The sequence below is a fragment of the Algoriphagus halophilus genome, from assembly GCF_900129785.1.
Lineage (GTDB): Bacteria > Bacteroidota > Bacteroidia > Cytophagales > Cyclobacteriaceae > Algoriphagus > Algoriphagus halophilus.
This window is the reverse complement of the sequence record NZ_FSRC01000001.1, coordinates 663488-684390: the sequence shown is the minus strand read 5'-3', so window position 1 is coordinate 684390 and position 20903 is coordinate 663488. Positions and strand designations below refer to the sequence as shown.

The following is a 20903-nucleotide window of genomic DNA, read 5'->3' as shown; positions in this document are numbered from 1 at the left end:
TTTCGTAAATAAACTCTTTTCATACAGGAAAGCTTGGGGTTGAACATGAGAAAACTGTTATTCATAGGTCTGTTTATCTGCACTTGGTCAGCCGCCAATTCTCAAAGCTTTTACCGCTATCGATTTGAAGAACCCTGGTCTATCGGAGCAAGTATAGGACCTACCCAATATTTTGGAGAGTTATATTCCTTTTGGAAATATCAGGAAGGAATCCAGCCAGATTGGAACGCCACCTTTTCGGTGAGAAGAACGATAGGAACGCACCTTCGGACAAGGTTGGAAGGCACTTATTACAAAATGTCCGGTGCGGATGAACCTTCAGATCCAAGAGCCTTCAGATTTCCCAGAAATCTAACCTTCCGAGCCAAAAACTGGGAGATTTCCAGCATCTTCGAATACCATTGGCACCCGGTCAAAGTACCCAATATCCATAGACCACTTTGGAACCCCTATATTTTTGCAGGATTGGCATTGTCCACCAATAATCCTGAAACACAGCTAGATGGAGAGTGGGTGGATTTAAGACCCTTACAACTCGAAAACAACCCCTACGAGCGTTACATCATCGCTTTCCCAATGGGACTGGGCCTTAAATACAAGTTAAATGTATACATGGACCTGACGTTTGAGGGGAATTATAGATTCACGCTCACCGACTATATGGATGATATTTCCGCCTACAATGTCAGTGAATTTTACCTGGATCTGGTGGAAGATTATGTAGATGGAAGCAATCCAGATCGCTTGAGGCTTGCCATTAGAAACCCTCAGTTTTTAGATGACAATGGGATGCCAGATGTAGATAAAATCCTAAAAAATGGAGGCAGAATCAGAAGAGGCTCTGGATTGAGGCACCGCTTTGATGGATACTTGACCATCAACATAGGACTGGAAATCCACCTATCCGAAGACATCTTCGAAAACTGGATCTTCAGGGATCGAATCTACGAGAAGCGATTTAGATTCTGGTAATTCAGACTTTAATACTGAGCACAGCCAAGTCACTTTGAAACACCAGCGTTTCAGTCGTTCCAATCTGATAATTCGGGATTTTTTCATGATGACCGGAAACCATAGCCATCAATCCTATTTTATGCAAATCACTGAATTTCTCTAGTCCGGTTTCAGGATCGGAATAATTAAACACGTGTTTATGGAAGGTGAGCTCCTCAAAGCCCTTCATAAAATGATTCATACGTTCCTCCACTTCAATCGAATTGGTAAAATGAGCAGGGGTATTGACAAAAACCAGATGCACACTGGCTCTAAAAAGTTTAACCAATGGCTTGATACGTTCAAATGCCGTTTTGGAAGCCGGATCAAAATTTGAGGCAAAACCTACTTTCCGAAACCCATTCCCATCCAATAGTTCCTTGACTGCAAGAACAGGATAAGGAGAATTTCTTAAGATTTTCTGAAGGGTACTCCCAATAAAATTCACTCCCCCATTCCCTTTTCCATAAGCTCCCAAGACAATCAAGTCGGTGGAATACTCCTTTGCAACCTGAAGAATTGATTCAAATGGAACACCAATTTTCACGATAGGTTTGATCGGGGCTTTGGCAGGAGCAATATTTCTTAAATAGGAGGGCAAGACTTCCATGGCTTCATTGTATTCATCCAGAACTTGAGAATGTTTGGCTTTTGCCTCTTCAGATAAAAATTCCCAGTCCAATTCGGTGGGGACCACGGTAACACATAAAATTTCTGCACCTGACTTATGACTGATTTTATAAGCAGTCTGCAAAGCGGCAACAGCATAGGGAGAGAAATCAAAAGGAACGAGTATAGTCTTCATGGTTATTGGGGTTAAAACTTAAACCTCAATATCCTTAAAAACCTATTAACTTATCCTAATGAAAATCAACGAGAAACATGATAAAAATCCTGTTTTCAAAAGCAGGCCTAGACCAGGTCTAACTCCATCTTCACATCACATCTACAATATTTACCCGCTTCTGGCACCGATTCATAAAAACCAAGTTTTTTGTAAATATGTAAGGCTGGCTGAAGTTTGGTACTACTATACAGGACCAGTTTCTTCCCTCCCATTTCTTTGGCCTTTTCAATAATGGCCTTACCCAATAACATACCTACGCCCTTTCCTTGGGCAACTGGCTTCACTCCCATTTTCACCATTTCAAAAATTCCATCTTCTGCTTTCGCAAGGCCTACAGTGCCCACAACTTCATCGCCCATCTTGGCAAAAATAATATCCCCTCCAGGTTGGATGATTACCTGCTCAGGATTTTCCAGCTGAGCAATATCAAAGGGTTCCAGCGTAAAATAATCTTCTACCCAAGCTTTGGTGATCGCTACAAAATCAGCTTTGTAATCAGGAGAATATGGAATTATGCTTAGATCGCTCATGGAAATAGGGTTTAAACAGGCTGTAAAAATAAGCAGAAACCCTTAGCTTAGGAATACTAAACATCAACCAACGCATGAAATTGAAACAATTAATCCTCGGATTGGCATTCATCTTTTGCCTTCCAATGATGGTACAGGCTCAAAATCCTGAAGCAAAAATCAAAGAATTAGGCCTCAACCTACCTGAAGTCGGTGCACCTATGGGGACTTACGTTAAATGGCGACAAGTAGGAAATGTGCTTTATCTTGCCGGAAATGGACCTGATGTGTACGGCAAAGTGGGAGCTGATCTAACCGTGGAAGAGGGGTATCAAGCTGCTAGAGAAACAGGCGTAGAAATTCTGGCAGTGCTCAAAGCTGCTACGGGCGGGGATCTGAGCCGAATCAAACAATTTGTAAAAGTATTGGGAATGGTCAATTCTGCTCCTGACTTCACCAAGCATCCTGCAGTCATCAATGGTTTTTCTGACTTGATGGTAGAAGTGTTTGGAGAAGCGGGGAAGCATGCAAGATCTGCCGTGGGTGTGGCAGCACTGCCCAATGATATTGCCGTAGAAATAGAGGTAATCGTCGAACTGAAAGACTAGGCTCAAAACAAGCTCTGTTGGACAGGAAAACCTTCCAACTCCAGCAGTGCTTGTTTTCTTTCCAAGCCTCCTGCATAGCCTGTCAGCTGACCATTCGTACCGATAATCCTGTGGCAGGGAACAATCACCAAAATGGGATTGGCTCCAATAGCTGCTCCCACCGCACGAATTGCTGCTGGGTTTCCCAGTTTTTGGGACAATTTCATATAGGTAGTCGTTTGTCCGAAAGGGATTTCATTCACGGCCTGCCAAACACTTTTTTGAAAATCTGTTCCTTTTAAATCCAAAGGAAGATCAAATACTTTTCTCTTGCCAGAGAGGTACTCATCCAGCTGATGTTTTACTTCCTTCACCATTCCTTCTAAGGATTCATCACTCACCGGATCCTCGGTAAACCGAAGTAAAGTGAGTTTCCCCTCATCTAGTTCGATGAGCATGTTTCCCAGGGTGGTGGCTATAATTGGCATGGACTAATTAGTATTTTTTAAAAGAGGGTACATAAACGTATTTCAACTGCATTTCGCCGAACGGAATGAGACATATTTCCATTTCATTAGTGAAGACATCAACTCATCGCTAATCGATACCTCCAAATCTCCCTTACCTGTTCAATCTCCACCTCAAAAGGCGGGTAAATCGGATTGGCGGAACAAAGTAGCAACTTCTTTTCTTTTTGGATTCGATTGTACGCCAGTTTAAAAGTTACGCCATCCTGTTCGGTCACCACCACATAGCGTTCCCCATTTTTGATGGACAGCCAATCATCTACATATTCACAAACGATCCAAGCTCCATCAGGGATGGGGAGCATAGAATCTCCATCTACCTGAAACACGCGATGCTTTTTATCCATGGGTAGAAATGGCAAGGCAAATCGAGGCAGTTCAGCAATGTATTCCGGATCGGCAAAACCGGCCAGGTAACTTGCTTTGGCACGTTGGGAAACCACTTCGATTAGCTCCCTCCCCTGTTCATCCACGGTCGTCGCCAAAACCCGAAGTTTTCTTCCTCTCAGAAACTGGTCTGTTTCCAGCAATTCACGAAGCTTATATTCCGAATAAGATGTCAAATCTTCCCGAAGCAAAATATCCACTGATACCCCCAGATGATCCGATAGCTTCACCAAGGTTTCCAAGGGAGGATTGACATTGAGCTCATAGCCTGCCAGTTTAGACCTGGAAATCCCCAAGGCAGAGGCTAACATCTCTTGGGTGAGCGATTTTTTCTTTCTTAGAAACTTAATGTTGGCGTTTAAAGTCATAATTACATCTGAAATACAATGGAAATGAAATGGGGATAAGGCCCGTAAGCGGGAGTTAAACTAAAGCCACATATACTTTGTCACCCGAATACTTTGTCAGCCGAAGGGTATATCCCGGGAGCAACATGACCTTATCTCCCCACGCCCCCCCCTTTCCGTCAATCTCCTTCAATCTTTCACTCCAAGTATCCAAATATAAAACTTTTGTTTAAATTATAAACATTAAAATGTCAATTTAATTAACAATACAAATGGAAGGGAAGAGAAGCATCGTGCACATGGATTTGGATTCCTATTTTGTGTCGGTAGAACGGTTATTTGACAGCAGGCTCAACGGGAAGCCTATATTGATCGGGGGCTCAGGAGACCGTGGGGTCGTAGCTTCCTGTAGTTATGAAGCAAGAAAATTCGGGGTACACTCTGCCATGCCCATGCGTACTGCCAGGCAACTTTGTCCCGAGGCATTGATCATCCGAGGAGATTTCGAAAAGTACAGTCAAAAATCCCACGAGGTCACCGAGATCATCCGGGAGGAAGTCCCTTTGTTTGAAAAATCCTCCATCGATGAATTCTACATCGACCTTACGGGAATGGATCGCTTTTTCGGTTGCTTTAAGCTTTCGCAGCAAATCCGACAACGCATCATGAAAGAAACCGGGCTGCCTATTTCCCTGGGACTCTCAGAAAACAAAACTGTCTCCAAAGTAGCTACGGGTGAAGCTAAACCCAATAATGAAAAACAGGTTCTTTTTGGGGAAGAAAAGCCTTTTCTCGCCCCTCTTTCGGTACGGAAAATCCCCATGATCGGAGAGAAAACCTCCCAAACGCTCTACAATATGGGCGTTCGGAAAGTGCATACCTTGCAGCAAATGCCAGCCGAACTCCTGCAGGCTACTTTTGGGAAAAATGGGAATATGATCTGGGAAAAGGCTAATGGCATCGACCGGTCTCCGGTAACTCCTTACTCTGAAGCCAAGTCCATCTCTACGGAAAACACCTTCGAACAGGATACCATTGATGTGAAAATGCTGGAAGCAACGCTCGTGGCCATGTGTGAGCAACTCGCCGGAAAGCTGCGTCAAAACCTACAGTTAACAGCCTGTGTGAGTGTCAAGATTCGCTATTCGGATTTTGATACCCACACCGTGCAGCAACGCATCCCCTATACTTCCGCAGACCATACACTGATCCCACTGGTCAAGGAACTTTTCCGTAAGCTCTACAGCCGCCGCATGTTAATCCGCCTGATTGGAGTACGTTTCAGTTCGCTGGTTTATGGGAATTATCAGATCAAACTCTTTGAAGACACCCAGGAGCAAATCAACCTGTACCAGGCCATGGACAAAATCAATGGAAAGTTTGGAGAAAAAACCATCTGCCGAGCCGTAGGCATGAGCGTAGGAAGAAGAAGGTTCAACCCATTCAATGGAATGGCTGTATGAGAAAAAGAAGTCTTGAAATTCAATCGCACATATACGATATTGCTTTAAACTCAACTCTACCTTGAAAAAAGACTCTTATCTCTTCACTTCTACCCATCTTGGCTTTCGAACCTGGATAAATTCCGACCTGGAACAGTTCAGCGCCATGAACTCTGACCCGGAAACCATGAAATACTTTGAAAAACCTCTGAACACGGAGGAATCCAAAGCCATGATGGAGCGGATGAATAAGCTATATGAAGACAAAGGTTATTGTTACTTCGCAGTAGAGCGATTGGAGACAAGCGAATTTTTGGGAATGATTGGATTAGGATGGAAAACTTTTGAGGCGGAATTCACTCCTTGTGTGGATATAGGATGGAGAATCCAAAAAGAATTTTGGAACAAAGGCTATACTACCGAAGGGGCAAAAAGATGCTTGAGCTATGCAAAGGAACTTGGACTCAAAGAGGTGCTTTCACTGGCCTCCTCAGACAACAAAGCTTCCATTCGGGTGATGCAAAAAATCGGAATGGAATATTGGCTGGATTTTGATCATCCGGACCTAAAAAAGTCAAAACACCTGAATCCCTGTAGCCTGTATCGAATATCTTTTTGAAATACAGTAGGAATATGGTGGAAACACAATGGGAATGAACCTCCCTATGGTCGGTGATATTGACGAAGGCGCATCCCAGGAGCGTAGCGACCCAATAAAAAAAGATGCCACCTCCAATGGAAATGACATCTCACCACCCAACCCAACAATTCTGATTACGCCAAGAATAAAGACGCTATACCAAGTACCTGATCTTTGCTCAATGGCTCATCCCAGCCTTCGGAGACAGCTGCAGCATCAATCCCGGTCAATGAAGTCACATCCACTCCACCCTGCATCACATTCTCTTCTCCGGCATAAATCGCCTGAGTAGCTGCTGGAAGGGAACCGATAGACCCATTGGTGATCCAACCTTTCACTGTATCCTGACCTTTTTTCGTTCTCAGTCTTCTGACCATCGAGGCATGTCTGGCCTCCACCGAATGAATGGAAAGCGCTGCCGTTAAGACCACATCTGATTCCATCACATTTCCAGCCTGCCCTTTATAGGCTCTTACACCTGTATCTTCAAATGCCTGGGAAAGCGCTAAGAAGGTGGGATAATCTGTAAATGGAGAAAAATTCCCCCCGGCAGTAAAGTCAAATTCCGGCTCTTCAACAGGCGTTCCCATCAATACATTCCCAATTACTTCCGTCAAGAAATTGACATGCGCCAACTCATGATCTCTGATTTTCAAGAAAATATTCTGGTCGGCTCCCTCGATTACCCCAGACTCAATGCCCATTTGATAGTACCGGTATTCCAGGTGTTCCAGTGTCAATGCATAATTGAGCACATCGATCAGACTGGCCGTATCTGCTTTGGCTACTTTTGGCAAGGCCGAAAGCACTCCCAATGGCACTGCAGCCATAGCTACTTTTTTACTGAGATCTCCAAACTGGCGGAAAGCCTCTCTTCTGGAGAAAAATAGATCCTTTTCTTCCGGACTATTGGTGTCCGGACACATGGTATCAAGCAATTTTAATAAGTTCATATCTAATTGTGGTTAAGGTGAATATTAGCTAGGCAATTGACTAAAGTCGATCGGCGTCTTCACATAAGTAGATGCCGCTGTCAATACTTCCGTAAAGCCCAAGGTTCGCTCCAGACCATTGGAGTCAATCAAATCATCTCCGGCAAAATCATCTGAACCTGGATTGATCAAGTCACGAATCGCAGCCGCATGTCTTGCTTCCACAGAAACTATCTTCCCTGCAATCAGTAAGTAGTCCACATTCTCGATAAACTGTCCAGCACCATTATATGCTGCCACACCTAGATCTTCAAATGTCTTGGCTGCTCCCAAAACGGAAGTCCTGCTGCTAAAATCAATGGAACTGAAATCCACTTCCAAGTCTGCTATTGCAGCGCTTCCCAATGCCGCTTTAAAAAAGTCTCTGTGAGCCCTTTCATGCTTCTCCAGATCCCCCATAATGGTCTTTTCTTCTGCACTTGCATTGGCGAAATATCCCCCGGCAATTACATTGGCATAAAATGCCGCTTCTAACTGCTCCAATGCATAGGCATAATTCAAAATACCGATATCCCCGGAACCAAGGCTTACTCCCTCGTTCATCATAGGAGGCATCATATCTTCATCGTCATTACAGCCCATCAGCAGAAGTCCTGCCCCTGCAACTGACATCGTTCCAAACTTCAGAAAATTCCTTCTGTTGGTATTGGTCACCAGTCCTTTAGGCTTGATCAGTTCATTTTTCATTTTAATTGTGTTTAGGTTAATAATCCGGTTTTTGGTTTTCCATGGAAAAAAATGAAACCATATGACCAAAACAGATTCGGTCGGATGATTTGGAAGGAGTTACGAAGCGTTTTGGGTAACTGGATTTAACAGACCGAAAAAAAGATGATTTTAGTCATTGCAACAATACTTTAGTCTTAAAAAAATACCAAATTCATTACAGAATAATGCAATTGTTTTTATAAATTAGATGGACAGTATACTGACTGTCAATATTTTGCGACTGGACTCTTCAAAAGAGAAATTTTAAATTTTTATTGATTCACTTTTTTCAAACAAAAACTCAAAAAACAATGAAAAATTATTTTCGTGGTTCGTATTGTGGGCTTGCAATGGTGCTCACAATGACAATTATTCTATCAAGCTGTATCACCGACGAAAGCAGTCTTGATCAACCTTTAGATCCAAACACCACGCTCGAAAGAGCAACAGATTATCCGGAAGCATTTTCCTTGGAGAACCTCCGAATGGATTCTGAAACAAACAAAATGCTCGCAGGTCTTCGAGCCGCTACCGCTAAATACCATCGGATAGAAGTGGCAATGGAGGATGGCTATGTTTTACCTGACGGGTCTGGATGCGTATCCACCCCTAGTGGTGGAATGGGGTACCATTATGTCAATTTCGCCGCTTTGGATGGAGAGTATGACCCTACCATGCCAGAAGCATTATTATATGAAATGGATAAAAATGGCCAAATGAAACTGGTAGGAGTAGAATTTGTGATCGTAGCGGATGCCTGGGATGCAGAAAATGAGATGATCCCTTATTTTGGAATGCAGGAATTTGATAAAGCTTTTCCTCCTGCTCCACTACCTTTCCGGAATTATCAACTCCATGTATGGGTTTGGAAACATAATCCAAATGGTATATTCACGATGTTTAATCCAAATGTCACTTGTGAGTAAACAACCTGGCTCCCTTTTTTGGGAGCCTTTTTTTTCACCCTCTCACCCGACTAGTCAAATCCACAACAAACTGGAAATCAATAGTAAATCAGGTAATAGCGTTTTCGAAAACTCCTGCATTTAAATCAAAATGGTAAAAGGAAGACTTTGAAGGGAGAGAAGAGAAATCAATTTCGTTTTCCAATACTGGAAATCCCTATTTTTTTATTCAAAAAAAAATATTCCATGACGGCAATTTATTTTCCCCCTTAAAACAGCGGCATAGAAGACTGTAATCCAATAATTTACCTAAATAACCACTTAAAATTTTCAAACGTGTATTTTTTTAATTTACCCCAAGTAAATTATATTTCCGTTCTGTAAAAGCAATTAAGTCCTAGATATCACCTAATGTCCAATTTAATTTTATTGATTTCCCTGATTTGGGCTACCCCCCCTATTCAAGTGGAAAGTACCACTAAAATTGATTCAGAGGTGTTGTTGGATACACTGATCAGTAAAGGTGAAAAATACCTTTATGCAGAATGGGACAGTGCTTTCTATTACCTCAGCAAGGCGGACTCTCTTGCCCGGTTATTGGAAGAAGACAATAAAGTCGGGAAGGTTGCCAATTTGTTTGGAACCTTGTACTATGTGGAAGGGGACTACGTAAAATCGATCAAGTATTACTCCACTGCCAGCGAAATTTTCAACAAAACCCAAGATGAATCCGGTCTGAACTTTGCACTCAATGGCCGAGGGCTCATTTACTTAAGTCAAAATCAACTAGAAAGGGCCATTGATATATTCAACCGGTGCATTGAAATCAGCAAGAAACTCGGAGACACTTACGGAATAGGAAAGAATTACTTTAATAGAAGTATTGGAGAGTCCGACCTAGGGCAGTTTGGCAAAGCCCATCAATCCATTGACTTGGCTCTGGAATACTTAAAAGATCATCAAGACAGAGTGATCTATACCATGACTCTTAATAGAGCTGGTAAGATTTATTTTGATGAGGGAAAACTTGAGGAATCCGAGAAATATTACAGACAAGTGCTGAACTACCCGGGGCAACTATCCAACTGGGCCTATACATTTGCTTATTCCGGTTTGGCGGAAATCGAAATAGCGAAGGGAAATCCTAGAAAAGCATTGGAATATGCTGAGATTTCCAAAGACTATGTATACAAAACAAGAGGGTTTTGGGATAAAGGAAGGTTGTCAAAAGTATTATTGGCAATCTATGAGGAACTTGACCAATATGCCCTAGCATTAGAGCATGCCAAATTGTATAAAGCCTATTCAGACAGCTTATACAATGAAAGTAAAAATGCTGAAATCAGCCATCTACAGCTACTTTTGGCAGATGCCGACAACCAGAACTTGCTTCAGGAAAAAGAGCTGGCCGAAAACAGTGCCCAGTTCAATAAAAAACTAACAATTATTTTGGTCATAGCTTTAATAGGCCTCATCATCGGCTTTATTTTATATGGAAGAGTGATCAAACAAAAAGAAAAAATAAATCAGGTTCTTCTGGAAAAGCAAAAGGAAATTCAAATTCAGAATGAAAAACTGGAAGCGATCAATGAAGAAAAAAACAAGCTGTTCTCCATCCTTTCCCATGACCTAAAAGCCCCTATCAATTCTGTCAAGCAACTGTTGGAATTGGAAGAGAATGGTCTTTTGGATGAGGATGAACAAAAAACTGTAAGGAAATTACTCATCAAACAAGTGTCAGACACAGATGAGATGCTCCGAAAACTCCTTCGTTGGTCTCATGCGCAGCTCGATGGGATCATCACCAAAAGAACTGCTACCGATCTTTCCGAAATCGTAAAAGAACAGGTGGGTCAATTGGATTATCAGACAGTTTCCAAAAACATCACCATCGATTTTTCATCGATTTTTGATCAAGCTCAGGTGCTAGTGGATCCCCAGCAGCTTCGCATCATTTTGCAAAACTGTCTTCAAAACTCCATCAAGTTCTCCAATTCCGATAGTCAAATCAAACTATGGAACTCTGTCCAGGAAGAGGACGGATTCATCAACCTCCATATCAAAGATGACGGAATAGGGATCTCTGAAGAAAAAATGAAAGAAATTTCTTCCCAGGTGGTCCGGGTTAAATCTACTGAAGGTACTCAAAAGGAGAAAGGAACAGGCTTAGGGCTGCTGTTGGTGAGACAGTTTATGGAAAAAAACCAAGGACATCTCCGGATTCAAAGCAAACCCAATGAAGGAACTGAGATCATTCTTAGCTTTGAGAGTATAAATACCACAAAAGAACTAATCGAGTCTTAACCCAAATTCTTTCCTCTCCAATGAAAAAACTTTTTCTATTTCAACTGCTATTATGGTTGGCTATGCCTCTTTTTTCCCAACAAATCACTACCCGGGAAATGGACCGGATCAACTGGATGGAATTTGCAGCGTTTGTCCCAGAAAAAATCAACACTGTTTTGCTTCCTACAGGCACCTTGGAACCCCATGGTGTAGTCAATAACGGAGCGGACAATACGGCTCCCTTTGCAATGGCCAAAGACATTGTCGACGAACTCAATGCCATGATCGCCCCCACACTCAATTATGGAATCACAGGGAGCATGGCTGCCTACCCTGGCGCTTTTAAAATCAGCGAAGAAGCCTATGCCCCTTTCATCCGGGACATTTTGAAAGGTTTGGCCAGAAATGGCTTCAAAAACATCATCATTCTCAACGGACATGGAGGCGGACAAACTGCTGTTTTACAAAAAGTAGCGGAAGACATCTCCAATGAACTGGGGGTACGTACCCTGGTCATCAATTGGTGGTCTTATGCCTCCGATGTGACCATGGAAGTTTTCAAAGAAGACGGTGGACATGCCGGACTCAATGAGACCGCATACATCCAGGCCATTGATCCTACCTTGGTTCACAAAGAAAAATACAATGCAGACATGGCAACTGCATATCCTAAAGCTGGAACCTATTCAGCAGTACCTTTCCCATCCAGCATTGGGCTGTACCAAGAAGGTCAAGGGTATCCTAATTTTGATGAGGCACAGGCCAAGGAATACTTCCAAAAAGTCAATGCAAAAATCGCTGGATTGATCAAGGAGACCATCCGAAAGTGGGACATGGCCGGCCTTTAACCTTAATCTTTGAATCATTTCAACCTTTACCCTCTAGCTTTTAGACTTTGTTTAGATGTCCTATTACGCTGACCAGCAATTCCAGAATCTAATTCCAGAAAATTTCCAACCCGGAGAATACGAAGGCTGCAGTTTTTCCCAATGCAATTTCGCGGGGATGAACCTGCAGGGTTTTAGTTTTGAGGATTGCAGTTTCACTAATTGTGACCTAAGCAATTGCAAGGTTCCTGGAGTTTCTTTTCGTGGCGTCAGTTTTGATTCCTGTAAAATGCTGGGGATTCACTTCCAAAGCTGCAACCCATTCTTAATCGAGTTTTCCTTCAAAAACTGTCAAATGGACTATTGCGGCTTTTACAATCTCCAGGTAAAAAAAACCATTTTCAATTCTTGCCGATTACTTGAAGCGGACTTCACGATGGCCAATTTGATTGGAAGCAGCTTCGCTGGGAGTGAGTTAAGTGGAGCCATTTTTGACCAAACTGTATTGGAAAAAGCCGATTTCCGGGAAGCTCAAAACTACCGCATCGACCCAGAACTCAACCGCATCAAAGGAGCCCGTTTTGATTTGGACGGACTTCCTGGTTTGCTGGGAAAATATGGGATTAAGATTGGATAACCCCCCTCTCCAAACTCCACCGAAGTCAAATGCTTCGGTTTTTTTATTTCAAATATCAAGATTTGAAATGGCATGCGGTAAAACAGCTCCCAACAAGAAACTAAGCTTCATTTTAAATTGTAGCCGATTCCTTTTGAAAAACGTATATTTGAGAAAAGCCTATTTCAGATGAAAGTTTTATTAGACATAGAAGATCAAAAAGCTGATTTTATCATGGAGCTCTTGAAAAACTTTAAGTTTGTCAAAGCTGAGCCTATCTCTACCTATAAAGCTAATGTTTATAAAAATTTAAAACGTTCGGTGGAAGAATTAAATCTTGTCCAAGAAGGCAAAATCAAAGCCATCTCAGCAAAAGATTTATTGGATGAACTATGAAGTAGCTACCATACCTAATTTCGGTAAGGAGCTGAAGAAATTGGCAAAAAAGTATCCTTCTTTAAAAGAAGATTTTTCAAGCCTAATTCAGACCCTTCAAAAAAATCCTTTCCAGGGAACGCCATTAGGTAAAACTGTTTTAAAATCAGAATGGCCATTTCTTCTAAGGGAAAAGGGAAGTCTGGAGGGGCAAGAATCATTACTTTTGTAAAAATCACCGAGACGACAGTCTTTCTACTTTCGATTTATGATAAATCGGACAAAGAGACAATCAAGGATAGCGAATTGAAGGAGTTATTAAATCAAATTAATCTGTGATTTTCTAATCTGCCTTACATAGGCAATTATTTTTTTATAAAGTCGATCACCATTCTGGTCATATCAATCCTGCTCATGAAAAAACCAGAATCGTCCAAATCTGCAAATTTCCAGCTTTTAATACTTATGATTGGATTGGCGATTCCTTTTGTGATCTTCTTATTAAAGTATCTCTGAGTAGAAATTCCCGACAATTCACTTCCTCTATTTGCTTTCGAACTTACTTTTTGACTACATTATAAACATTAAAATGTTAATTAAATTGACATTTAAGAAGGGTATAGTGGAGATATCTCCCTACGGTCGTAAGATAGCCCTACGGAAGATAGACTAAGATAGGCTAGTGCACATAATACCCTATGCATATCTCTGGAGCGGAGCGACCTTATCTCAGCAAAGTTGTATCTCAGGAGCGAAGCGTCTCTATTTGGCCAAAGGCTTATTTCAGCGTAGCGTAATATTATAAAACATGTTTATCAACTGTCATTCTCACTTCAGCTTCAAATACGGGACCTTATCCGTAGACGCACTCATCGGGGAAGCGAAAAGCAAACGTCTGGATGCGTTTGCCCTGACAGATATCAATTGCACCGCAGGAGTATTCCCCTTTATCCGAGCAGCCCAACGGGTGGGCATTCACCCCGTCATCGGGATTGACTTCCGAAATGGCACCCAACAACAATACGTAGGCTTGGCCAGAAACCAGGTGGGGTTCTATGAACTCAACTCACATCTTTCTGAGCACCTGGTACACAAAAAACCATTCGGGAAACGGGCTCCGGCTTTCGATCACAGCTTTATCATTTATCCCCTGCCCAAGCACTTTTTTACCCTGCGGGAAAATGAATACATCGGAGTACACCCCACTCAACTCAATCAATTAATCTCCTCTCCTTGGTTCCAATACAAGGACCGTCTGGTCATGTTGCAACCCGCGACTTTTAGCTCCAAAATTGAGTTCAACGCCCATCGCCTCTTGCGAAGTATGGACCTCAACACCCTACTGAGTAAACTTCCTTTGGAGGAACAGGGAGACCCTGGTGACCGCTTCTATAGCTATGCCGATATGGTCGCCCGCTCCGAAGGTCATAGCTACTTGCTGGCCAATGCCCAAAAACTACTGGAGCACTGCCAGTTCTCCTTTTACTTTCAAGCGGTCAAAAACAAACGGGATATTCTAGGCTCCGATTGGGAAGATTACGATTTCCTACGCCAGGAAACCTTCAAGGGGGCGCTCTACCGCTATCCTGATCTGACACCCGAGATTTCCCAACGCATCGAAAAGGAACTGGAACTGATCCAGCAAAAGGCTTTCACCTCCTATTTCCTGATCAATTACGATATTGTGACCTTTGCCCAGCAGCGCAACTTCTACCATGTAGGCAGAGGATCCGGTGCCAATAGCATCGTGGCTTATTGCCTGGGGATCACCGATGTGGACCCCATCGAATTGGATCTATATTTTGAACGGTTCATCAACTTATACCGGGAAAATCCTCCCGATTTTGATATTGATTTTTCATGGAAAGACCGGGATGAGGTCACAGAGTATATTTTCAGAAAGTACAATCAAGGCAAACAGGAACATGTCAGTCTATTGGCAGCCTACAGTACCTTTCAATACAACTCCGTCTTCCGTGAACTCGGAAAGGTTTTTGGTCTCCCCAAAAGTGAAATCGAGTCCCTGATCCACTTTGCGGACAAACCTGGCTACCAGCCGGACCAGTTCGGAAAGCTGATCATGAAATACAGCCAAGTACTCCATGACATGCCTTCCCATCTGACCGTCCATGCCTGTGGAATCCTGATTTCCCACAAGCCCATCCATTATTATACCGCCACGGAAATGCCTCCCAAGGGATTCCCCCTTTCGCATGTGGACATGCATGTAGCTGAAGACATCGGGCTGCATAAATTTGACATCCTGAGCCAGCGCGGCCTCGGACATATCAAAAGTGCGATCGAGATCATCTACCAAAACCAAGGGGTGAAAGTGGACATCCGAAAGGTGGAAGAGTTTAAAAAAGACCCGCTGATCCGCGAACATCTGCAGACAGGGCATACCATCGGCGCCTTCTATGTGGAGTCTCCTGCCATGCGCATGCTATTGGCCAAGATGAAAGCCAATACTTACCTCGAGCTCGTCGCCGCCAGCTCCATCATCCGTCCGGGAGTGGCAAGGTCAGGGATGATGCGTGAATACATCTTACGACATGTAGATGAGGAGCGACGCAACATCGCCCATCCTGTCCTCGCCGATATCATGCCCGAGACTTACGGCATCATGGTCTACCAGGAAGATGTGATCAAAGTGGCGCATTACTTTGCTGGATTGAGCCTGGGAGAAGCCGATGTCCTGCGAAGAGGGATGAGTGGGAAGTCCCGCTCCAAAGATGAGTTCCAGCGTGTGAAAGACCGGTTTTTCAGCAATTGCCGGGAGAAAGGTCATCCCGATCAAATCGCTGCCGAAGTCTGGCATCAGATCGAGAGTTTTGCGGGCTATTCCTTTGCAAAGGGACATTCCGCTTCTTTTGCGGTGGAAAGCTACCAAAGCCTCTACCTCAAAGCTTATTTTCCACTGGAGTTTATGGTGGGAGTAATCAATAATTTCGGAGGTTTTTATCACACGGAGTTTTACGTGCACGAACTCCGAATGAACGGTGCGGACATACAGGCTCCCCACATCAACGAAAGTGAATACCTGACCCGAATCATCGGAAAAACGGTTTATCTCGGATTCATCCACCTCAAGTACTTGGAGAAAGCTTCGGTAGAAAAAATCCTCACCGAACGCAGGCAAAATGGGCACTTCCTTGGACTGGCGGATTTCTGCGGACGGGTGGAAATCAGCCTGGAACAGCTACTCATTCTCATTCGGATCAATTGCTTCCGGTTCACCGGCAAAACCAAACAGGAACTGCTTTGGGAAGCTCATTTCATCCTGAATAAGCGCAAAGCGATTCCTGGCCCCACCGATCTATTCAAGCAAAATACCGGGTTCAATTTCCGTCAGCCTGCAGTACCCCAACTCGAGGAAATCGACATCCGACAGGAGATCGTAGACCAGATCGACATTCTGGAATTTCCACTGGACTCACCCTTTCACCTGATCAAGGACCAAAGCATTCGAGGCATTCGTGCTGCCGAACTCAAAAGCTACCTGGGCAAAACCGTGCAGATCGTCGGGTACCTGGTAACCGTCAAGTACACCCGAACAGTTAAGGGAGAAGTCATGAATTTCGGCACCTTCATCGATCGGGAAGGGCAATGGATCGATACGGTACATTTCCCTCCCGTGGTCAAAAAATATCCTTTTAAGGGACGAGCTATTTACCTGATCGAAGGGAAAGTCACCGCAGAGTTTGACTTCTACAGCATCGAGGCTACCAAATGTGAACGATTGGAATATTGGAATGCAGGGGAATGAACTACGGCAACCCCAAATGTACTTGCTCAAAGCTAATCTCGAACCTATCAATTTGTTTTCTAGAATCAGACAAAAAATAAACGATAGGAACCCCAGTTACTAAACCAAGATCTACAGAATCAAGCTCTTTGTCAAAAAAAACTTTCCCATCTGGCACCATTCCAAAAATCAATTTTGCTTTCTTTATTGATTTAGTAACAAGAAAAACTTGATAATTAGGATCAAGAAGTGCCTCCTGATATAGTGTGTTTTGATACTCATGGCAACTTGTACAACCTTCCAAAAAAAGAAACAAAAGTTTTGGGGATGTGGCCTCCGAAAAATCTTGCAAAAAGAATTCTAATCGCTCCTCTTGATTGACGGAATTATTCCGACAAGAAATCAGAAATATGAATAAGCAAAACAACAGTCGAATCATTTCAGTCTGAAAATATCACAAACTATAAAATCTTCACTTAGATCAGCTAAAAATGGGTTTAGCCTAGGTAAGTACAATCCATTTTCACCTACAAAGGCTTGATAAAAATCATAAACCTCTCCATCAAACTTTGACTCATGAAGTAACTCCAAGTTTTCATCATAAACCAAAATGCTAAAATCATTCTTAAAGATAGAAGTTATCGAATTGTCTTGATCTGGATTATATAATCTACCAATATGATAAAACCTATAGTATACCTTTTGGAAGGGGTCAAAAACCACTCTACCATAATACCCCGAACTAATGACAGCATCCAATTCCTGAACTAAACCTGCATTCGGAGTTTGAGGAAAATCACCATCTTGAAACCTACTCCTTGAAGAAACCATCCTTTCCAATCCCCAATCTAAATCACGTACAATAAGACTATCCAAAACGCCCCAGGAATAGACAAGTTTATTATTATTATTTAAAATTCTAGAATGAACCGAAACATAAATTGGGTACTTTTTATTTAAGTAGAACTGAGGATATCCAGAATTATTTTCTAATAAAATAGAATCAGATTCTAAATCTAAATAACCTAATGGCCTAAAGTCAGAGTTAATCGAACCTTCCTTAGTAGTATTTTTTAAGGTCAATTGGTCAAAAAACACTTTGCCATTATAGTAGAAACTTGGCAAATAATTAGTAGAGGCATGATTTAATACACGAGGAATCTCGTTTTCTAATGGTATTTGAGGGCTATAAATATTTTTTGTTTCACCATCTATATTGATAAGTGTTGTTTTGACAAAACTCATTTTAGGGAATAAGAATATAGAGTCTAAGTTGTGAACATAAAACCCACTTATCCCCTTTATTGCATTAGGCCCTGCGTTCTCAAAAGAAATTCGTTTTGATAATATCCCAGAATTTATATCATATAAATCCAAGCTATTATTTAACTGATTTAAATTGAATAAGTATTCTTTGTTTTCAATTTTTGACACTTGATTAAAAAGTAAACTTGGTACAGCTAAACTATCAAGTTCAAATTTCTGAGAATTCAAAAAGACCAACCCCGAATCCGAGGCTGATTCTTTTGAATTTTGACAAGATATAAGTGCTATTAATCCGAAAATAAAGATTAAAAAACATTTTCTCATAAAACAAATTTATTGTTGTGGAGCTGAAGAACAGTCTCTATGTTCACCAGCACACCCTCCACCTGGCAAAGAAGAACTTATAACCTGAATATACGAGCCAAAATCATAAACAGAAGGTTCTCCACCTCCTGGACCTCCAGTCCCTGATATCAAAACCCCACCACTACACGGTGGCAAACCTTGAGAATAAACATGTGTTACTAAACTGCCAACTAGGACAAGAACACCAAAAAGAATACTGGCAAATTTTTTCATTTTTTTTAGGTTTTGTTAATAAGTTAGTTCAAAAAAAAAAAAAAAAAAAAAAAAAAAAAAAAAAAAAAAATAAACTAATAATCAAATAGATGATGTAAAATAGTTTCAAATCAAATTCAAATACTTGCTTTTTTTTAAAAATCAATTGAATCCCGAAATTGACTTCTACAACATCGAAGCTACCAGATGAGAACGATTGGAATATTGGAATGCAGAAGGTTAAAAAAATGTAGTTAAGGAATCCTTTATTGGACAATTTACGTTATATTAAAAGACAAATTTCCTTTTCTGATCATGGCAAAGAAATCTTCCAAAGTCAATGAGCCTGCAGTAGCCTACGCTAAAACAGCAAACCTTTCTGCTTCTGACATTCTTCATGTCGCCGGCAATGCATTGGATGAGCCTTTAAGCCGTTTGGAGACTTTTAGAAATGGCTTGGAGAAAAAATCTTTTGATGCCCTCAAAGAAATGGCAGGTCTGGATTACAATACATTAGCCACTGCTTTGGGTGTTTCCTCCAAAACCCTTCAGCGAAAAGAAGTTTTTGACACCCTACAATCAGAAAAAATCTATCGCCTCGCAGAATTATATGCAATTGGGATCAATTACTTTGGCAGAGAAGGATTTAAAAGATGGATGGAGCGTCCACTATTTACGCTTGGAAACAGAAAGCCATTGGAATTAATCGATCTGACCGAGGGAATTGATCTTCTGAAAACAGAAATCATGAGACTTCAGTATGGCATCGCCATTTGATCAACATGATTGTCTACCGAATAGCCTTAACCGAATACAACGATACCAGTGGCACAGGAGCTAAACTCTTTGGAGGCCGATGGAATCTACCCGGTCATCCTGCTATTTATGCCGGATCAAGTATTTCTTCTTCGCTGTTGGAAAGACTGACGATCGACCCGGAGTTATTTTCTTCTGATCGTTTGATCAAGTACTCCGTCATGGAAATACAGATTCCTGAGGAACTGATTTTTTCTCCAAAAATTGACGGTTTCCCTTCCAACTGGAACCAACTCCCTCCTTCCAAAACTTCACAGGAATTCGGAACCAAGCTATTAACTTCCAAAACGTTGTGTTTTGCTGTCCCATCTGTGGTAGATCCAACTTCATTGAATTTCGTGATCAACCCGCTCTCGGAAAAATTCAATCTGGTTACTTTCAAAACCTACCCTTTACAACTCGACCAGAGAATTATTAAATGAGATGATCAGTAAGACAAATTTACTTTCCTTCCTCCAGCACTTTTAACTTATAATAAATTATTTACGGCAGTCCATTAAAACCTGGCTTTCAAAAGCTCGATCATTTCCTATAATGTCAAAAAATTCCTGAAGAAAGGAACTGAAATTCCTGTAATCACCCTTATCCATCATTGCTTCATGAGCTTCTACCCTAGCCCAGATTTCCGGCTGCAATTCAAGAAATTCCTGCCTGATTGCCTGCATCAGGGACTCCTCCCTACAATATCCCCTATACAGTCGCTCTGTCACCATTTCAATATTCACCAAATTACTCACCTGGGAATAAGGAGGGTTTACGATGCCCGTCATATCAAAATCATAGGGCAACGGAACTACTGTTTTAGAGTCTAATTTCAGGATTTTCATATTGTGCTGGTACATGGTGGACCAATCTGTATTTCCAATCATTAACTGGAAATAATCATGACGCACTGCTGCAGTATCTTCGAGTAAGGTTCCAATGATTTTTTTTCCATCCAGAATCTCTCCTCCAAACCGATCTGCTACATTGTCATCATCTTCTATGAAAAACCCAATCAGCTCCTCCTCCTCATCTTTCTTATCATCCTCATTATCAAAATACACTTTGACTAATCTGGTCTGAAAAGCATAAGGGGTAATGGGTTCAAAAAGCTTATAACAAAGGTATTCTTTGATAACATCACTATCCGCTCCATTTGCTTTGGAACAGGGTATCACCAATTTCAGATTCCTGTTTCCATCAAACACGGTTCCCTTGGCTTGTTTTTTCTTCACTTTCACTCGGAGCGGAGGATAAAAACAATTATCTAATCTAAAATTCCCTCTCACCCGCAGCTCAATATCCAAAGTTTCCCATTCTCCGGTTTCTTCATTTTTCAGCTGAAGATTGTGATCCATATAGGTAGAGTCATTCGTTTGTTTTCTTAGCTCTTTGAGGGAAAACTTCATTTTGATTTCCAGGGGTTCTTGATCCGAAAACAAATCGATTTCCTCTTGGGAATACCCATTCAATTGAAACAGCAACAGTACCAAACAAGTCCCTATTCCGTACAACAAACTTTTCATAGCTCGATTAATTCATAAAAAA

Annotated in this window: 22 protein-coding genes; 13 read left to right on the top strand and 9 right to left on the bottom strand. The window is 41.8% G+C overall.

Annotated elements, in window-relative coordinates; translation table 11 throughout:
* The first annotated feature begins 45 nt into the window (after window positions 1-45).
* A complete protein-coding gene (locus BUR11_RS02865) occupies window positions 46-972 on the top strand; it encodes a DUF6089 family protein (protein ID WP_074223312.1) in 927 nt (308 codons plus the stop codon).
* 1 nt (window position 973) lies between these two features.
* On the opposite strand, the gene BUR11_RS02860 is transcribed toward BUR11_RS02865, so the two are convergent.
* Complete coding sequence (locus tag BUR11_RS02860) at window positions 974-1798, bottom strand: universal stress protein (RefSeq protein WP_074223311.1); 825 nt, start codon at window positions 1796-1798, stop codon at window positions 974-976.
* Between the two features lie 107 nt (window positions 1799-1905).
* Window positions 1906-2370: a GNAT family N-acetyltransferase gene (locus BUR11_RS02855; RefSeq protein WP_074223310.1), complete on the bottom strand. Its 465-nt coding sequence runs from the start codon at window positions 2368-2370 to the stop codon at window positions 1906-1908.
* 74 nt (window positions 2371-2444) lie between these two features.
* Here BUR11_RS02855 and BUR11_RS02850 point away from each other — a divergent pair, with 74 nt between their 5' ends.
* Window positions 2445-2957 carry a RidA family protein gene (locus BUR11_RS02850; RefSeq protein ID WP_074223309.1) on the top strand — a complete coding sequence of 171 codons (513 nt, stop codon included), beginning with the start codon at window positions 2445-2447 and terminating at the stop codon, window positions 2955-2957.
* A 2-nt stretch (window positions 2958-2959) separates the two neighbouring features.
* On the opposite strand, the gene BUR11_RS02845 is transcribed toward BUR11_RS02850, so the two are convergent.
* Complete coding sequence (locus BUR11_RS02845) at window positions 2960-3424, bottom strand: methylated-DNA--[protein]-cysteine S-methyltransferase (RefSeq protein ID WP_074223308.1); 465 nt, start codon at window positions 3422-3424, stop codon at window positions 2960-2962.
* A gap of 98 nt (window positions 3425-3522) precedes the next feature.
* On the bottom strand, window positions 3523-4218 hold the full coding sequence (locus BUR11_RS02840) for an XRE family transcriptional regulator (protein ID WP_074223307.1): 696 nt from the start codon (window positions 4216-4218) through the stop codon (window positions 3523-3525).
* A gap of 251 nt (window positions 4219-4469) precedes the next feature.
* Between BUR11_RS02840 and dinB the strand changes: the two genes are divergently transcribed.
* Together dinB and BUR11_RS02830 are read left to right on the top strand one after the other, a co-directional pair.
* On the top strand, window positions 4470-5660 hold the full coding sequence (dinB, locus tag BUR11_RS02835) for a DNA polymerase IV (protein ID WP_074223306.1): 1191 nt from the start codon (window positions 4470-4472) through the stop codon (window positions 5658-5660).
* A 61-nt stretch (window positions 5661-5721) separates the two neighbouring features.
* A complete protein-coding gene (locus BUR11_RS02830) occupies window positions 5722-6258 on the top strand; it encodes a GNAT family N-acetyltransferase (RefSeq protein ID WP_074223305.1) in 537 nt (178 codons plus the stop codon).
* A 155-nt stretch (window positions 6259-6413) separates the two neighbouring features.
* Here the strand turns inward: BUR11_RS02830 and BUR11_RS02825 are convergent, their stop codons facing one another.
* Both BUR11_RS02825 and BUR11_RS02820 read right to left on the bottom strand, forming a co-directional pair.
* Window positions 6414-7232 carry a ferritin-like domain-containing protein gene (locus tag BUR11_RS02825; protein ID WP_074223304.1) on the bottom strand — a complete coding sequence of 273 codons (819 nt, stop codon included), beginning with the start codon at window positions 7230-7232 and terminating at the stop codon, window positions 6414-6416.
* Window positions 7233-7256: 24 nt separating this feature from the next.
* On the bottom strand, window positions 7257-7958 hold the full coding sequence (locus BUR11_RS02820; RefSeq protein WP_074223303.1) for a ferritin-like domain-containing protein: 702 nt from the start codon (window positions 7956-7958) through the stop codon (window positions 7257-7259).
* Between the two features lie 332 nt (window positions 7959-8290).
* On the opposite strand from BUR11_RS02820, the gene BUR11_RS02815 reads away from it, so the two are divergent.
* The 7 genes from BUR11_RS02815 (at window position 8291) to BUR11_RS02780 (ending at window position 16754) form a co-directional block, all read left to right on the top strand.
* Window positions 8291-8905, top strand: a complete 615-nt coding sequence (locus tag BUR11_RS02815) for a hypothetical protein (protein ID WP_084560846.1) — start codon at window positions 8291-8293, stop codon at window positions 8903-8905.
* Between the two features lie 390 nt (window positions 8906-9295).
* Window positions 9296-11188 carry a tetratricopeptide repeat-containing sensor histidine kinase gene (locus BUR11_RS02810; RefSeq protein WP_074223302.1) on the top strand — a complete coding sequence of 631 codons (1893 nt, stop codon included), beginning with the start codon at window positions 9296-9298 and terminating at the stop codon, window positions 11186-11188.
* Window positions 11189-11208: 20 nt separating this feature from the next.
* Entirely contained in the window at window positions 11209-12018 is an 810-nt protein-coding gene (locus tag BUR11_RS02805; RefSeq protein ID WP_074223301.1) for a creatininase family protein, read from the top strand.
* Between the two features lie 55 nt (window positions 12019-12073).
* On the top strand, window positions 12074-12634 hold the full coding sequence (locus tag BUR11_RS02800; protein WP_074223300.1) for a pentapeptide repeat-containing protein: 561 nt from the start codon (window positions 12074-12076) through the stop codon (window positions 12632-12634).
* A gap of 168 nt (window positions 12635-12802) precedes the next feature.
* Window positions 12803-13009, top strand: coding sequence for a hypothetical protein (locus BUR11_RS02790; RefSeq protein WP_074223298.1), 207 nt, complete (start codon window positions 12803-12805; stop codon window positions 13007-13009).
* 150 nt (window positions 13010-13159) lie between these two features.
* The gene (locus tag BUR11_RS21400) at window positions 13160-13327 is read left to right on the top strand and encodes a type II toxin-antitoxin system RelE/ParE family toxin (protein WP_317045215.1); all 168 of its coding nucleotides are present in this window, start codon (window positions 13160-13162) and stop codon (window positions 13325-13327) included.
* Between the two features lie 469 nt (window positions 13328-13796).
* On the top strand, window positions 13797-16754 hold the full coding sequence (locus BUR11_RS02780; protein WP_074223297.1) for a DNA polymerase III subunit alpha: 2958 nt from the start codon (window positions 13797-13799) through the stop codon (window positions 16752-16754).
* 414 nt (window positions 16755-17168) lie between these two features.
* Here BUR11_RS02780 and BUR11_RS02770 read toward each other — a convergent pair whose 3' ends face one another.
* Complete coding sequence (locus tag BUR11_RS02770; protein ID WP_074223295.1) at window positions 17169-18323, bottom strand: DUF4221 family protein; 1155 nt, start codon at window positions 18321-18323, stop codon at window positions 17169-17171.
* A gap of 9 nt (window positions 18324-18332) precedes the next feature.
* Window positions 18333-18578 carry a hypothetical protein gene (locus BUR11_RS02765; protein ID WP_074223294.1) on the bottom strand — a complete coding sequence of 82 codons (246 nt, stop codon included), beginning with the start codon at window positions 18576-18578 and terminating at the stop codon, window positions 18333-18335.
* A gap of 294 nt (window positions 18579-18872) precedes the next feature.
* On the opposite strand from BUR11_RS02765, the gene parS reads away from it, so the two are divergent.
* Window positions 18873-19334 carry a type II RES/Xre toxin-antitoxin system antitoxin gene (parS, locus tag BUR11_RS02755; protein ID WP_074223292.1) on the top strand — a complete coding sequence of 154 codons (462 nt, stop codon included), beginning with the start codon at window positions 18873-18875 and terminating at the stop codon, window positions 19332-19334.
* Between the two features lie 5 nt (window positions 19335-19339).
* On the top strand, window positions 19340-19795 hold the full coding sequence (locus BUR11_RS02750; RefSeq protein ID WP_074223291.1) for an RES family NAD+ phosphorylase: 456 nt from the start codon (window positions 19340-19342) through the stop codon (window positions 19793-19795).
* A 57-nt stretch (window positions 19796-19852) separates the two neighbouring features.
* On the opposite strand, the gene BUR11_RS02745 is transcribed toward BUR11_RS02750, so the two are convergent.
* Window positions 19853-20881: a CotH kinase family protein gene (locus tag BUR11_RS02745; protein ID WP_074223290.1), complete on the bottom strand. Its 1029-nt coding sequence runs from the start codon at window positions 20879-20881 to the stop codon at window positions 19853-19855.
* Between the last annotated feature and the right edge of the window lie 22 nt (window positions 20882-20903).